We start from the raw sequence: 14,766 nt of genomic DNA, 5'->3' as shown, positions 1-14,766 counted from the left end.
TGACTCCCGGGCTCTAGCCGTTGGTGGTCTCGGTGCGCAGCTTCAGGTGCAGGGCCTTGGCGTGCCCGGCCAGCTCGCCCACCGTTGTCTCGGGAGGGACCTCGTGCCCGTCGTGGAACAGGTAGTAGCGGGTGGTGCCGTCGCTGGCGAAGCCGAAGGCGGTGAGGGTGTCGGACAGGACTTTCGTGGCGTTCATCTGCGGGGCGTAGTCGTGCTGGTACGGGTGCTCGGCGAGGGCGGAGGTCACCGTGATCTTGATCTCGTGGGTCTGGGGCATACCGATCTCCTAAGGCGTTCGGGGGTGATACAGGACCACTCTGCTGATTCAGCAAAGCGTCAGTGAGTCCAGTGTGATCACCTCGGGTCGATGCAGTCAAGCTTCATCGCCGTATTGCTGCGCGCTACGCTGCCCGTATGAGCCCCGACCGGAGCCAGCTCCCCCTCCCGGACCCCGAAACGACAGGACCGGACGCTGTCGAACAGTTCGACATCGCCGAACTCGGACGCCTCTTGAAGGAACACCGCGGCCCCCTTTCTCTCCGGCAGGCCGCCGCCGAAGCGGGCGTCAGCTTCAGCACCCTCACCCGGGTCGAAGCCGGCGCCCAGCCCGACCTCGCCACCTTCACCCGCCTCTGCGCCTGGCTCGGCGTCTCCCCAAGCCGCTTCTTCACCCCGACCGCCACCCGCCAGGTGTCGCCCCTCGACCAGGCCATCACCCACCTCCACGCAGACCCTCGGCTCACCGACGACGCGGCGAACAAGATCAGCTCCGTTCTGCGCGACCTCTACGACGCCCTCGCGAAGGAGGCGGTCCCCGCCGTACCCGCCCTTGCCTGCCACCTCCGGGCTGCCTCGGTGCTGCGTCCTGGCGTCCCCCAGCGGCTCGCCGACCTGCTCACCGACATGAACACCGAACTCGAACGACTCGTCGAAGCAGGCGAACTGTGACCCTCCCCCGAGGCTTCAAGGCCAACGCCGAACGAGAAGCCCTCCGACTGCGCCGCGAACTCGACCTCAGCGACACCGATGCCCTGAACGTCGACGACCTCGCCGACCACCTCAAGGTCAAGATCGTCAGCGCCGAGAAGCTCGTCAGCCACACCCGCCTCGAAGAACTCGAACGGGTCCAGGCGTACGCCTTCTCCGCCGCGACCTTCCAGGTCTCCGGCAGGAACATCGTCGTCACCAACCCGCTCCGAACCCCGGGTCGCAGGGCCAGCGACGTGGCCCACGAGCTCTCCCACCTCGTCCTGAAGCATGACCTCACCGAGATCCGCGAAGTCAATGGCATGCCCTTCAGGACCTGCCGCCCCGACGAGGAAGAGCAAGCCACTGCCTTTGGCGGAACACTCATGCTTCCCCGCCCCCTGCTGCTCGGCGCAGTCCGCCGCCAGTGGGGGCCGGCGCAGATCGCCGAGCACTACGGAGTGACCGAAGAGATGGCCCGGTACCGGTACAACACCACTGGGGTGGCCAAACAGGTCCGAGGCCGCTGACGGTGCCGGAGGTAGGCGCTGTCGGTCTGCCGCTTACCGCCGGGACGTGGCGCGGGAACGGGCAAGTACTTCGGTTGGCGGGCTCTGTGGCGCATGCCGGGCGGCCGCGAGCGATGAACGACGCGCGCGTACGAGCGGTGTGACGGTGCATCGATACTCAGCGGGCGCTGGGCGGTCCCACCGGGCAGCTGCTCGAGGAGGATCGTTCAGCTGTCGTGCGACAGCAGAACGATCAGCAACGTCCGACGTACTTCATGCGATAGCCCCAAAAAGGCAGACCCAGCCCGCGCCGTGAGCTTTGTCGACAGCCTTCGCCACGTGGACGTCAACCAGGGCCGCGCTGCCAGAGACCACTACGACCACCGTCTCGGTACGGACGGCCGTCTGCTTGACCACGCTGCTGCGTCCGCCGGCGGTGAAGGTGAGCAGTTGGCTCCACCTCTCCTCGCCCAGCTTCGGGGTGGGCAGCTGCGCGTCGTGACTGTGATGGGGGTGGCACCGACGAGCACCTGACACGTGGGGCAGGAGGTCATCGCCTCGAAGATCCGGCCCACACCCTTGGAAAGGGTTCTCCGGGACCACACTGTGGACTGCGGGGAGATAGGGCCACCGCAAGACGGCCGGGTAGCCGAGCTCTCCAGCGCAAGCAGGTGACTGAGGGACCGAAATGGGCCTGAGATGCGATAACGCCGCAGCTCAGGCCCGTTTTAGCTCGGATACGGCACATTATCCGAGCCGAGACGCGACGTCTCACGTCAATGTGGGCGCCTGCAGAGCGCTATGTCATGGGTATCTGAGAACTGCATGGACAATCGTGCCCACGGTCCGCCACGCTCCCTATAGCGATCGATAGAGACTACATAGAGCGTGTCGGAGGGATCTTGTGCGGATCACCATTGAAGGCTCCTCAGCTGACTTTGAGCGCAAACTGCTCGCCCTGCTCTCCGAGCACCGCGACGAACTGGCCGTCTCCGTCGACACCGCATGGAACGTCGACCGCGCGATGATCTTCCTGAACACCCTCAACGCGAGCGCCCGCCTCTTCGTGCGCCTGGTTGTCGAATCCGACGGCCACCTGGAGGCCGCCGTGCTGCGCGAGGCATTTCCGCGCGGACTGCGCGGCCCCACCGTGGCCCTGACCTACGCCCTCAAGCGCGGCGTCAAGCACGGCTGGTGGCCCGAGGGCACCGAAGCGCCGGTCACCGTCATCTACGGCGGCGGCCCGCAGGACGGATGGCGGCAAGCCGCGGCCTACGAGATGTCCGGCGAGGATCTGGCCGTCTTCCGCACCGCCTTCGCCCACTCCAGCCCCGAGCCCCGGACCGCCTGGGATGAGGATGCGCCCTCCGCACTCGCCCCGCACCCGGGCTGGGCGCCCGATGCCGACGTGCCGAACGCGTTCGACATGGTCGACGACGAGCCGCCGGCCAGCCCCAACTTCCCGAACGGCACGGCCAGATGAGTGGGGGTTGCGCGGCTAGCCCCCGTCTGCAGCAAAGTCGGCGCGGCCCGTCACAGCGGCGGGCCCTACCCGCCTCGCAGGAGTGATGCCGCCGTGTCCGCGCTCTTCGACAAGTTCCTGATCCCGGCCGCAGTCGGCCTGATCGTCACCGGTCTCACCGCTGCGGCCAGCTGGCTCTACCGGCGTCGCCGAAGCAGCCTGACGCCACCTCGCGTGCTGCGCCGCTTCAGTCTGCTGGGCACCACCGGCGCCGACGGCGGCCCCGTGCAGTACGAGACCACCCGGGCGCCCGGCAGCGTCATCACCCGCCGGATCGGCAGCCTCTCGCACCGCTTTGAGCTGACCGAAGCCCCGCTTGGCGACGGCACCTTCGCCGCCGAACCCCTCGACCACCTGTAGGACAGCCAGCGCTTGGTCTGTGACCGCGAGCGCCCCCAACCGGGGATGATTAATGACCGCCGTCGAACATAATGATCGGGCGTTCCACGAAAGAGGAGGAAGCACGCCAGACGACAGCGACAGACCGCGTAAAGAGCGTTCCCAACCGCCACGGTGTACGTGACGTTCACGGAAGCGGCCACACGGCTCGCCGCCCGGCACACGCGCCCTCCGGCACGTTCACCCCACGCGATTAGGTTCACCATCAAGGCCAGCCGAAACGGCTGGGTTTGCCGCCAAACGACTCGATTGAATGACAGCAGACACTTGCCCAAAGTAGCGAGCCGTGTCCACGTAGCTCCGGCACGCGATCGCCAGGGGCTTTCGTGGTGCGCGCCGTGGCTCAGAGGCGCCCTTGACCAAGGTCGACGAGGGCTGTTGCGTTAGGGAAGTCGGGGCGTTCTACTCGGGGGTTGCCTTCGTGACCAGGTCGGTTGGCAGTGCGTGGTATCTCATCAGCGGCGCCAGGTGGGAATCGGCCGCTCCCCTGGCTGCTGCTGGGGCCTCCGTATGAGACTCCGGCGCGGGATCGCGATCGCCGTCGTCGCCGGAGGCGGCGCTGTGACCACCATGCTGGTCGGGCTCGTCACGAACGCCGTGTCCGACGAGTCGCGGTGGCCCGGCTGGCTGGGGTGGTTACAGGAGCACGCCTGGTTCTCGTTCGTCGTGTTGGGCGTGACGATGGCGGGGCTGACGGCCCTGCTCGCCGGGCTCTCCGAGACGCGGCCTCCCACCCCGCCAGGGCGACCGGAGGATGGAGCGGGGCCACCAGGGGCCGCCCAGGTGCTGCGTTCGCTGCCGCGCGACACAGCCGCGTTCACCGACCGTGCCGCGGAACTGGAACGGCTGGTGGGCTCAGTGCGGGCCTCACAGGAGCGTGGTCAGGGGCTGCCCGTTCATGTGATCGACGGCATGCCAGGCGTCGGGAAGACCGCCTTCGCCGTGCACGCCGGCCACCTGCTTTCTGAGCGCTTCCCCGACGGACAACTCTTCGTGAACCTCAACGGGCACACGCCGGGGCGCACTCCGGTGCAGGCCGGCGAGGCGCTCGCCTCACTTCTCACGGCCGCCGGCGTGCCGACGCAGCAGATTCCCGTCGGTGACGACGTCGGAGCGGTCACGGAGGCCCGGGCGGCCATGTGGCGGAGCAGGCTCGCGGACAAGAAGGCGCTGCTGATTCTCGACAACGCGGCCAGCTACCGGCAGCTGGAGCCGCTGCTCCCCGGCGGGAGCGGGTGCCTGGTGTTGGTGACCAGCCGCAAGCGGCTGGTGGCGAACGAGGAGGTGGTTATGTCGGTGGAAGCACTGCCGCCGGATCACGCGGTCGACCTCTTCGTGCGACTCAGTGGGCGGCCGTCCGACGCTCTCTGTCGGGATGTGGTGGACGAGTTGGTGCGGCTGTGCGGGTGTCTGCCGCTGGGCGTGTCGCTTCTCGCGGCGAGGCTGCGGCACCATCCGTCGTGGAACGCCGAGGACCTGCGCGGGCGGCTGGTGGCGGCACGGGACCGCCTGGGAGAGCTGCGCGCCGGGGAACGCGCCGTCACCGCGACGTTCGATCTCTCCTACCGAGATCTCGCGCCGGAGCGGCAGCGCTTCTTCCGACAGCTCGGGTTCTTCCCCGGCACCGATCTCGACCCGCACGTCGGTGCGGCTCTTGGTGAGGTCTCGGTCGTGATGGCCCGTCGGCATCTTGAGGCGCTCTACGACGACCACCTGATCGACGAGCAACCAGGGAGTCGCTACCGGCTGCACGATCTCTTGCGCGCCTACGCTCGCGGTCTCACCGCCGAGGGAGAGGGCATGGACCACGTACAGGCCGTCCAGCGTGTGTGCACCTACTACCTGGCCGCTCTCGCCGTCGCGAACGGGCACATCGTGCGCAGCGGAGCCGCGGTGCCACCGGTGCCGGACGACGCCTCGCGGGTGGAGACACCGGTCCTGGAGTCGCGGGCGGATGCCCTGAGCTGGCTGGAGACCGAGCGGGCCAACGTCCTGGCCTGCGTCCGGCGGGCGAATGGCCTCGCCCTGTACGACCTCGTGGTCCGGCTCGCCGCGGCCATGGCGCCCTTCCTGCGCCAGGCTGGCCCCTGGGACCAGGCCGTCGGGCTCCATCGGACCGCCGCCGAGGGCGCCCGCCACACCGGCGACCAGCGGGCGCAGGGTGATGCCCTCGCCGAGCTGGGTGTCGTACGCCGCTTCACGGCTTCCTACCCACAGGCGATCGAGGCCCTGAACGACGCCGTGACGGCGTACGACGCGGTCGACGACCGGCGCGGCAAGGCGGACGCGCTCAACCAGCTCGGCATCGTCTGGTACCTGACCACGGACAACGAGGACGCGGCCCGCGCCCAGACCGAGGCCCTCGCCCTCTACCGTGAGCTGGGGGACCGGCTCGGACAGGCGAACGCGCTCGCGGATCTCGGCATGACACACCGGCAGATGAGCCGGTTCGACGCGGCGGTAGAGGCGCAGAGCGAGGCCCTGGCGATCTACCGAGAACTCGGTGACCGGTACGGGGAGGCGAACTCCCTGCGGGACCTGGGTGTCGCGCACTGCCTCATGGGCGCGTACGACCTGGCCGCGCGGCATCACCAGGAAGCGTTCGACATCTACCTGGAGCTGGATGACCGGGTGCACCAGGCTTACGCGCTGAACGAATTGGGCGTCGTCCGACGGCTGACCGGGGACATCGAGGGAGCGCGGACGGCACACAACCAGGCCATGACGCACTTCACCGAGCTCGGTGAACGGTTCGGCCGCGCGACCAGCGTCCGCCACCTTGGCGTCGTGGAGCGGGTGACCGGGGATGCGACACAGGCGATCCGGCTTCTGGAGGAGGCCCTGGACGCCTACCGCGAGCTCGGCAGCCGCGGGGGTGAGGCCGCCTCGCTGAGCGAGCTGGGCGTGGCACGCGGCATCGTCGGTGAGCGAGACGGTGCGATCGAGGCGTTCCAACGCGGTTTGGAGATTCTGCGGGACCTGGGCGACCGGTGCGGCGAGGCAGAGGTACTGAACCACTGGGGGACGCTGCTGTTCACCTCCGATGAACCGCCGGCCGCCCGTCGGCACTTCGATCAGGCGCTCATGGTCGCGCGGGACATCCGCTGCCCGCTGGAGGAGGCGCGGGCGCTGGAGGGCATCGGCCGCTGCGACTGGACGATTGACGGGCCTGGTCACGGCGTGGACTCGCTGCGAGCCGCCGTGACCGTGTACCGGCGGTTAGGAGTGAGCGCGTCCGTGGACGACATCGAACGGTTGCTGGTGTAGCGGTCCGGCTGACGCCGACCTGGTGGCCGAATTCCCTGTGCCAGGTGGGTGGTTGCGGGTGCTACGTTTCCGGCTGATCTGTCGCTTCAGCCCCGTCGCACCGTGCCGCCTCCGGCACGTACCTCACGAGGAGCGTTGAATGCCGTCACCCACGTCCGTCACCGAGCCACGCACCATCACGCCCGTCGGCCCGGCATCCGCGGAGCCGATGGTGGCCGGCACCGCCGTCTTGGACCGCGTGGCCGCCCGCGTTCGGCAGCGGCTGGAGGCCGAGGAGGGCGCGACGAGCCGGGTCGGTGACGGTGCCCACGCGGCCTCGCTCATCTGGCCCTGGCCGCTGTAAGCACATCCGCTCGATGACAGAACCCGAAGGCCCCGCTCCTTTCCAGACGTTCATCCTCAAGGTCGCCAACCGCTGCAACATCGACTGCGACTACTGCTTCGTCTTCAACTCCAAGGACCAGGCGGCGCGGCGCCTGCCCGCCCGAATGGACCTCGCTGTGGTCCAGGCTGCGGCCCGGCGGATCGGTGAACACGCCTCCGCACACCGCCTTCGGACCATCCACGTCGTACTGCACGGCGGGGAGCCGCTTCTCGTCGGCATCGGGCACATGGCCGGTCTGCTGGAGGCCGTCCGGGACGCCGCGCCGGCCGGGACCCGGGTCCTCTTCGAGCTCCAGACCAACGGGACTCTTCTGTCCGGTGCCTGGCTGGACCTCTTCGAACGGTACGAGGTTGCGGTCGGCGTGAGCCTCGACGGACCGCCACCTGCGAATGACCGGCACCGGCTGACCCACGCCGGGCGGTCGAGCGCCGCCTCCGCCGTGCGCGGCATCGAACTCCTGCGGTCGCGGCCACACCTGTTCGCGGGACTGCTCGCCGTCGTGGACCTGGCCAACGACCCCGTGGAGGTCCACGACTACCTGGCGGCGTTCGAACCGCCCGTGATCGACTTCGGCCTGCCGCACGCGACCCACGACGACCCGCCGCACCGCTCCGACCCGAGCGTGCCCGAGTACGGACTGTGGATGAGCAGGGTGTACGACGCCTGGCTCGCCCGGCCCGAGTACAGGCACAGCGTCCGGATGCTGGAGGACATCGTGGCCCTCAGCTCTGGCGTTCGCGGCTCGGTGGAGACACTTGGCCTGGCCCCGCCGACGAGCGTCGTGATCGAGTCCGACGGCTCCATCGAAGCAGTGGACACCCTGCGGTCGGTCGAGGAGGGCGCCTCCTGGCTCGGGCTCGACGTCCTCCGCCACTCCTTCGACGAAGCGCTGTCGCACCCGAAGCTGCTGCACCGGCAGCACGGCAAAGAGGCGCTCGCCGAGCAGTGCCGGGCCTGCCCACTCGTGGACGTGTGCGGCGGTGGCTACCTCCCGCACCGCTTCAGCGAAGCCCAGGGCTACCGGAACCCGTCTGTCTACTGCGCGGACCTGGAGTACCTCATCCGACACGTCCAGGGCTCCCTGCGGCAGCACGGCTGGGACCCGTATGCGCAGGCCGCCTCGTCGCCGTAGACGCGTATGCCGTACCGCCAGGAGGGGATCACGCGTTGGAGCGAATGAGTGCAGCAGTGACCGAAGCTACCGAGGAACGACAGGAGGCGCCGATGAGCGTGACGATCCGCCCTGCGGAGAAGCGGGACGTCCCGGCCATGGCCGAGCTGATCGAGGAGATCGAGCGGTTCTACGGTGCGACCGACACCGACATCCAGCCACTGGAGGAACGCCGAACCCAGGTCGAAGAGGCGCTGTTCGGCTCGCCGCCGCTGGCCTCCGCGCTGCTCGTCGAGGACGAGACCGGGGACATCGTCGGACTCGCCGCCTACTCATTCCTCTGGCCGGCCGCTGGCTCCTCACACTCTCTGTTCCTCAAGGAGCTGTACGTCCGCAACACGCTCCGACGGCAGGGCATCGGTGCCCGCCTCATGGACGAACTCCGTGCCATCGCCGCAGCGCGCCCCGGGTGCAGCCGCGTGGAATGGATGACTGATAGCGACAACCCGGGGGCACGGGCCTTCTACAAGTCACTCGGGTTCGCCGAGTTCGACGGGAAGATCGTCTACCGGGTCGATTCCGGCACGGCGTGAGGGTGGTACGAGTCCAGTGGACGTGGAGCGCTGCGACGAGTGCGGCGGCAAGATCGTCATCGGGCTCGGATGCGAGTGTCCGCCGGGCTCGTCCGCGTCGGCGTCGGCGACCCCGCGTTCGATGAGTACATTCGTGAGGACGGAGTGGCGTACTCACCCGGAGGACACGATCCTGATCTCCCCGAAGCAGGTCGCGCACAGGCCGGGATGGTGCGACCACATGACCGAGGACGACGTACAGCCGCCGCGCTGGGGGTGGATCCCGAATCCTCCTCCCGGGCTCTGGGAGCGGTTGAGCAGTATTTCTCCGGCGACCGCCACCGCGGGCAATCCGAGGCGGCGGGCCGTGCGACGGTGCCCCCACTGTGAGGCGAACCTTGCGCAGGGCTGACCACCGTGCTGCGACAACGGCGGGCGCGGCCTCACCCGTCAACGGCCGCACCCACCTACGTCAGGATCAGTAGCTGATGACGAGCCGCACGGAGGGCCGGTCGATCACGGCTCCGTCGGCGAGGTCACTGTCCGGTGTGTCCGCGGGGTAGGCAGTGACCACGGGTTCGGCGATCCGGGCCGCGCCCCAGGCGCGGATCTGCGCGCAGATCCGCTCGGCGAGATCGGCGCCGGCCGGGCCATAGCCGACGGCTCCCAGCCAGAACCGGGGTTCTGTCTCGAGGTCTTCGGCGGTCCGCTCCAGAGTGAGGTACGCGATGGAGTCCCCCTCGACGAGGGCGGGGCTCAGGGCGGGTGAGGCGGGGCGGTGGAGGCCGGCCTCCACCGCTGCGGGCTTCGCAGTGATGCGGCAGGTCGCTCGCTCGGTGGCGCTCAGCCGCAGCCAGACGCCGTCGAACGACTCGACGGGCCCGACCGTCACGCCGGTCCAGACAACCGCCTTCGGTCGGGTGAGCGCGTCGCGAAGGAGTTCCGGGGCGACGGACTGGTCCTCGTCCCAGTAGAGCCGGACGAGCCGGTCGTCGTCGATGTAATCGTTCCGCTCTCCGTCCTGGCCGATCACCGGGAGGAAGCCGCACATCTTGACGGAGTCGGACCGCATCCGCCCCTCCTCGTGTTGGAAGGCCACGGCCCTGGAGAGCCCGCGCCATCGCAGCGGGACCACGAGGCGTCCGCCGACGGCGAGCTGGCCCCACCAGGCACCGGGGAGGTCCCACATGCCAACCGTGGCGATCATTCGGTCGTACGGGCTGAACTCCGAAGCGCCGAGGGCACCGTCCCTCGTGACCACGCGAACGTCTTCGTATCCGTTCGCGTCCAGCGTCCGGCGGGCGTAAGCGGTCACGTCGGCGTCGATGTCGCACGTGGTGACCTGTCCGGACTTCCCGGTGAGGTGCTTGAGCAGGGCGGCGTTGTAGCCCGTGCCGGCCCCGATCTCGAAGACGTTGTCGCCTTCGCGGACGGCGAGCTGGACCAGCATGAAGTGCACGACGTCGGGCTGGGAGGCGCAGCTCAGCGGGAGTGCGTCCTCGTCGGGGTTCTCCTTGATCGTCACGCTCTTGTTGGCGTACGCCTCCTCGATGGGCGCGTCGGGGAGGAAGGCGTGGCGGGCTACGGTCCGCATGGCGGTCTCGACGCGTGCGTCGTGGAGGCCGGAGAGGTCCTCTTCCAGAATGGCGTCGACCAGGCGGTTACGCAGGTCCTCGGGGGAGGCGCCAGTGGTGGTGTTCATCGCGTCCTTTCGGAAGGTGCCCGTCTGTGCGTACGGCAGGGGCAGATCGTTCTCATTTGTTCTGGTGTGCGGATGCGGTTCGCGGCGTCACCCTGTCAGGAGCAGGCAGCGGTCCCAGGGGGCGGTGATCGCCGTGTTGACGGGGTCGGTGAGACGGACCAGGTGGATACCTGCCGTGCCGTCCATCAGGCCGGCGCCGACCGGCAGTCCGTGGTGGTCCAGGTGCTTGTTGAGCCGGACGTTCAGGCGGCGTAGATGCGACGCGAGTTCGTCGTCGAGGGCGTCGGCGGCGGCACGGGAGACGGTCTGTATGAGCCCCGCCCAACCGTGGCAGAGGGAGGCGTCAGTGAGCTGGGCGAGCTGCTGGTCGTCGGCCAGGCATCCGGCCAGGGCCTGCTCGGCTTGCCGTTGCCGGTCACGGTCGCCGAGGGCGAGGCCGGCGAGTTGCTGGGCGCGGGCGATGCCGGGGGTGCCGTAGCACCAGGACGGGCGTCTCGGTCCTGGACGCTGGAGCTCGCAGCTCCGGTGTTCGGCTCGGGTGATCAGGTCCGGCCACCAGGCGCGCGAGCCGGTGCCGTTGCGCCACCGGTCGAGCCAGTCGCAGATCCGGGTGATGGCTTGCGTCTGTCCGGGCACCGTGTGGGCGTGGCGCAGCGCCGTGGCCAGCAACGCCAGCGGTCCGGTGATGCCATGGGCGAGGCCGAAGTTGCCGTGTCCGCCGGGCCATCGCGGCGTCGGTCGCAGATCGGGGCTGTCTCCCGTCCACCAGCCGGGCAGACGTTGCGCTTCGAAGGTGATCGGTTCCGTCAGCCGCGCCAGGTAGGCGAGGACCTCCTGAAGTTCCGGCTTGTGGCCGCGGTGCAGGTGGTAAACGCCCAGCCCGGTCAGTCCGCTGATGAGGTCGTACTCGCCCAGGGTGGGCAACGCGCCGTGATCGATGCGGGCGTGTGCCCGCTGGAGTCGTTGGCGTGTGACGTCGGCGAGGTGTGTGTCCAGGGTCGCCAGGGCGCGAGCGGCGGTGTTCGTGTGCGTAAAGCTGAGGACGTACGCGACGGCCGGAGCACCCTCGTACAGACCGCATGCCTCGGGGGCGGCCTGGATCGGGCCCTTGAGCATGGCAGCGGCCCACGGCCGGAGCGCGTCCCTGTCGTCTTCGCCGGTGTGGGCCCTGACGGCGTGCAGCAGCGCGACTCCCGCCGCGCCGGAGTACAGCGACTGCCCCCAGCCGGGCCCGGTGGGTGTGGGCGGCGCGTCGTAGTTCATCAGCGGCTCTCCCCCGGCCAGGCGGCCCATGCGACGGCGGACTGACGGGCAAGGCGGCGGCAGATCCTCTCGTCCTCCCGGTCCAGGCCACGCAGGCGGTTGTGGTGCATGTGCAGCAAGGATTCCAGGACGGAATCGAGGTCCATGCTCTCGGCGAGGCCCTCGCGATACAGCGCCAGGGCCACGGCGCGACGGTGCCACGCTTGGGCGAGCGCTTCGCCCCAGCCCCGGGCATGAGGCGTAGTGCGGCGAACGAGTTCGATGGCCCGGTCGCTGACGCATCGCTCGACGCGAGCCGGAGGCGCGGGCCGGTTCGCCAGCCACCGCATGCCCTCGTCGGGGCCGAGCAAGCCGCAGACGATGTCCACCATGCCGACCGCGGCCAGCGCGCGTCCGTCTACGCCGTCGCCTCCGGGGCCCTGCAAGGCGGCGAGGGCGTAGGCCGAGTCGGCCGTGAACACCGCCTCGGCACAGCGCAGGGCGGCGCCTGGGCCGTAGCGGCCGATCTCGGGGGTGTACGTGTCGAACACGAGCCTGCTGCTGAGCCCCTCGCGGCGCAGCCCGGTGGCCCATCCGGCGACGAGCTCACCGCAGGCGGCGTACTGTCCGGGGCTGCGGGTGCGGATACGCAAGCGGAGGTGGTCGAGGTCGTTCGGGGTGCGGTAACGGATGAACCACCACTCGGGTGTACCTGGGAGTTGGGGCACGAGCCGCGCGAGGTGGGTGGCGATCAGCTCCTCGAACTGTTCGGGGTGGCTGTAGATCTTGGCGTTCAGCCAGGGTGCCTGCACCGCCCCCGGTACGGGCCCGAGGGTGCTGTTGGTGAGCACGGGGAGGAAGCCGGAGAGCGGGTCGGGTATCGGCCGGCGGGTGCTGGTCATCGGCAGGGCGATCTCGTGGACGTGGCCGCCGATCCAGCCGTAGGTCTCCTCGGCCGGCGCCTCCGTCAGCACGGCATGGCCTTCCCGGTCCAGGTGGGCACGCAGGACGGTGGCGTGTGCGGGCACGTCGAGTTGGAGCCGACGTGTCCGGTCGTCCTCCCGCAGCTCGACGGCACCGTGGCAGTGCCACCGCTTCCGCCACCGGCCGAGGGCGTCGGTCCACTCCCGCATGTCCGCGCCGCGGCTTGGAAGGTCGTCGTCGGTCAGGTTCCAGCGACTGGGAGAGAGGATCACGCGCCCGTAGCGGACGCGCGGCAGGAACGGCAGTCGTGCGCCGTGCGGCCCCCAGTCGAAGCTGGTCCAGGCAGGGCCGAAGGAGCGGGTCAGGTGCGCCAGGAACCTGGCCAGGGGCGGGGGTTGCTTGTCCAGGGCCATGGCGTGGAAGACCTGCGGGTCCACCAAGCGACGGCGGGAGATGCTGACCAGGTACAGCCGGGTGTGCGTGGCCGTCACCGCGAGGTCGTCGACGTCGATGACCGTCGGCGCGGTGTCATCCGGGCTGCGGTGCTCGCCCAACGGGATCACGTGTGGAAGATAAGCGGGGATGCGGGCGACGTTCTCTGTGTGCGGGTACAGCGGCGGGAAGGAGAGCTGCGCGGTCAGCGCGTTCTCGACGCCCGTGGGGACTTGGCGGTAGACCTCGTCGAGTCCCGTGCCGGTGGCGACCGGAGTGAACCGGGAGGTGAGCGTGCCCGCGGCACGGGCCGGTGTCACCGTGAGCGTGAAGTCCCCGCGCTCCAGGGCGGACAAGCTGTCGGCGTGCAGGCGCGCGCACATCTCCACGTGGGGTGGTGCCTCCTGCCCGGTCGGCGCATCGCCGGCCAGGCGGTCGATCAGGTCGTCGGTGAGGACGATCTCCCTGCTGCCGTCGGCCAGCGCCTGCCAGGCCAGGGCCAGCAGCCGCTCGTCCCGCGCGGAGACTGTCAGGGGCGGAGCGGTCATGCGGCTGCCGGGATACTCGGCTGGATAGCCGAGCCCGGACGCCGGGTCAACGACCTCCTTCACCGGCACGAGCGTGCCGGTGCCATACCGCTCCCAGAACGCGACCTGGTACTCCTTCCACACACCCTGGCCCGCCGGTCGGCGCGTGAGCCGCAGTAGGGCATCGGCAGCCCTCTCCATCTCCTGCGCGACGCTCTCGGGGATCCGTACCTCGGCGTCCAGCCTCAGGTCGACGGCCAAGGGGCTTCGGCCCGCGTCGGAGAGCCCACGCAGTCGACCCGTGAGTTCCTCCCGAGCCAGCCCTTGCGCGCTCGCCGGGCGCTGGTTGTGCTCGTGTACGGCGCGTAGCACCGCTTCCAGCTCGTGCAGAACCTGCGCGACCTGCGACACCGTGCCCGCGTCCGCGCCGTGCAGCCGGTCAATCAGGTGGGACAGCGGATCGGTGTCGGTCATCGGCGCGCGCAAACTGGTGATCAGGAATTTCTCGCGCACCAGCGCGCCGAGCAGTGTGCGGATGTTCTGCGGCTCGGTTCGGGGGAAGGAGGCGGCCAACTGCTCGGCGAGGGCGGCGAAGCTGACCGGCCCGCCCGCGAGGCGCTCGATCACGCGTACCGCACTGGTGTGCCGGACGGTGGCCCCCATCGGTCCGCCGTGCGGGACATGCAGCCGCCCGCCGCGGCGCGCCGCCAGGTTGTTCAGGACGACATCCAGGCGCTCCAGCAGGATCGGGCACGCCTCCAGGCGGACGATGACGTCGTCCAGCCACTCGGTATCCACCCGCGCCACGGCCTGGTGTGTGTCGCCCCACCTCACGTGTGGCGTCGAACCCACGCTGGCCGCGGCGACTCCCGCGAAGAGGCCGAACGGGGTCGGTCGCCCGGTAGCGCGCAACAAGTAGCGGACGGTGGCCAAAGCGGCGCGCCGGACCTGCTTGGAGCGTGTCGGCTGCCCAGCGCAGATTGCGTCGACCCGCGTGGCGAGATCGCCGCTCGCCTGCCGGACGGCGTCGGCGAACCGCGCATCGGCCCACACCTGCCTCAGCCACCTGCCGCACGCCTCCGTGTCGGACGGGTCAGGCCACCATGTCGGCAGACCCGTCAGCGGCATCGCGGCGGCCCGGAGCAGCGCCGCGCCTGTGTGCTGGTAGAGCTTTCCGTCGCTTCCCATCCCCATGCCTCCGCCGTCAG

12 protein-coding genes are annotated in these 14,766 nt (G+C 69.7%); 8 read left to right on the top strand and 4 right to left on the bottom strand.

Annotation, left to right across the window (positions count from 1 at the left end; genetic code table 11):
• Positions 1-13: 13 nt before the first annotated feature.
• Positions 14-277, bottom strand: a complete 264-nt coding sequence (locus tag OHU35_RS23400) for a hypothetical protein (protein WP_086800763.1) — start codon at positions 275-277, stop codon at positions 14-16.
• 137 nt (positions 278-414) lie between these two features.
• Here OHU35_RS23400 and OHU35_RS23395 point away from each other — a divergent pair, with 137 nt between their 5' ends.
• The 8 genes from OHU35_RS23395 to haaN all read left to right on the top strand — a co-directional run bounded on the left by OHU35_RS23395 (position 415) and on the right by haaN (position 8,752).
• Positions 415-948, top strand: coding sequence for a helix-turn-helix domain-containing protein (locus tag OHU35_RS23395; protein ID WP_107443189.1), 534 nt, complete (start codon positions 415-417; stop codon positions 946-948).
• Positions 945-1,496 carry an ImmA/IrrE family metallo-endopeptidase gene (locus OHU35_RS23390; RefSeq protein WP_159083194.1) on the top strand — a complete coding sequence of 184 codons (552 nt, stop codon included), beginning with the start codon at positions 945-947 and terminating at the stop codon, positions 1,494-1,496. Before OHU35_RS23395 ends, OHU35_RS23390 begins: the two co-directional genes overlap by 4 nt.
• Positions 1,497-2,379: 883 nt before the next feature.
• On the top strand, positions 2,380-2,958 hold the full coding sequence (locus tag OHU35_RS23385; RefSeq protein WP_388466006.1) for a hypothetical protein: 579 nt from the start codon (positions 2,380-2,382) through the stop codon (positions 2,956-2,958).
• Between the two features lie 93 nt (positions 2,959-3,051).
• Entirely contained in the window at positions 3,052-3,357 is a 306-nt protein-coding gene (locus OHU35_RS23380) for a hypothetical protein (protein ID WP_257850720.1), read from the top strand.
• Between the two features lie 549 nt (positions 3,358-3,906).
• Positions 3,907-6,663, top strand: coding sequence for a cyclophane-containing RiPP biosynthesis TPR protein HaaT (gene haaT / locus OHU35_RS23375; protein ID WP_405506728.1), 2,757 nt, complete (start codon positions 3,907-3,909; stop codon positions 6,661-6,663).
• A 139-nt stretch (positions 6,664-6,802) separates the two neighbouring features.
• Positions 6,803-7,006: a HaaA family cyclophane-containing RiPP peptide gene (gene haaA / locus OHU35_RS23370; RefSeq protein WP_134040030.1), complete on the top strand. Its 204-nt coding sequence runs from the start codon at positions 6,803-6,805 to the stop codon at positions 7,004-7,006.
• Between the two features lie 13 nt (positions 7,007-7,019).
• The gene (locus OHU35_RS23365) at positions 7,020-8,180 is read left to right on the top strand and encodes an FxsB family cyclophane-forming radical SAM/SPASM peptide maturase (RefSeq protein ID WP_405506726.1); all 1,161 of its coding nucleotides are present in this window, start codon (positions 7,020-7,022) and stop codon (positions 8,178-8,180) included.
• Positions 8,181-8,272: 92 nt separating this feature from the next.
• On the top strand, positions 8,273-8,752 hold the full coding sequence (gene haaN / locus OHU35_RS23360; RefSeq protein ID WP_319299619.1) for a cyclophane-containing RiPP N-acetyltransferase HaaN: 480 nt from the start codon (positions 8,273-8,275) through the stop codon (positions 8,750-8,752).
• A 457-nt stretch (positions 8,753-9,209) separates the two neighbouring features.
• Here haaN and fxlM read toward each other — a convergent pair whose 3' ends face one another.
• The 3 genes from fxlM to OHU35_RS23345 form a co-directional block, all read right to left on the bottom strand.
• Positions 9,210-10,433, bottom strand: coding sequence for a methyltransferase, FxLD system (gene fxlM / locus OHU35_RS23355; protein ID WP_405506724.1), 1,224 nt, complete (start codon positions 10,431-10,433; stop codon positions 9,210-9,212).
• A gap of 87 nt (positions 10,434-10,520) precedes the next feature.
• Complete coding sequence (locus tag OHU35_RS23350) at positions 10,521-11,696, bottom strand: lanthionine synthetase C family protein (protein ID WP_405506723.1); 1,176 nt, start codon at positions 11,694-11,696, stop codon at positions 10,521-10,523.
• Positions 11,696-14,746: a lantibiotic dehydratase gene (locus tag OHU35_RS23345; protein ID WP_405506722.1), complete on the bottom strand. Its 3,051-nt coding sequence runs from the start codon at positions 14,744-14,746 to the stop codon at positions 11,696-11,698. The genes OHU35_RS23350 and OHU35_RS23345 overlap by 1 nt, the downstream gene beginning before the upstream one ends.
• Positions 14,747-14,766 lie beyond the last annotated feature (20 nt).

The organism is Streptomyces purpurascens, assembly GCF_045040895.1.
Classification (GTDB): domain Bacteria; phylum Actinomycetota; class Actinomycetes; order Streptomycetales; family Streptomycetaceae; genus Streptomyces; species Streptomyces purpurascens.
This window is presented reverse-complemented; position numbering and strand designations above follow the sequence as displayed.

Coding starts and splice junctions, on each gene's coding strand:
- OHU35_RS23400 (WP_086800763.1), bottom strand. CDS start 277: ATGCCCCAGACCCACGAGATCAAGATCACGGTGACCTCCGCCCTCGCC.
- OHU35_RS23395 (WP_107443189.1), top strand. CDS start 415: ATGAGCCCCGACCGGAGCCAGCTCCCCCTCCCGGACCCCGAAACGACA.
- haaT (WP_405506728.1), top strand. CDS start 3,907: ATGAGACTCCGGCGCGGGATCGCGATCGCCGTCGTCGCCGGAGGCGGC.
- haaA (WP_134040030.1), top strand. CDS start 6,803: ATGCCGTCACCCACGTCCGTCACCGAGCCACGCACCATCACGCCCGTC.
- OHU35_RS23365 (WP_405506726.1), top strand. CDS start 7,020: ATGACAGAACCCGAAGGCCCCGCTCCTTTCCAGACGTTCATCCTCAAG.
- haaN (WP_319299619.1), top strand. CDS start 8,273: ATGAGCGTGACGATCCGCCCTGCGGAGAAGCGGGACGTCCCGGCCATG.
- fxlM (WP_405506724.1), bottom strand. CDS start 10,433: ATGAACACCACCACTGGCGCCTCCCCCGAGGACCTGCGTAACCGCCTG.
- OHU35_RS23350 (WP_405506723.1), bottom strand. CDS start 11,696: ATGAACTACGACGCGCCGCCCACACCCACCGGGCCCGGCTGGGGGCAG.
- OHU35_RS23345 (WP_405506722.1), bottom strand. CDS start 14,746: ATGGGAAGCGACGGAAAGCTCTACCAGCACACAGGCGCGGCGCTGCTC.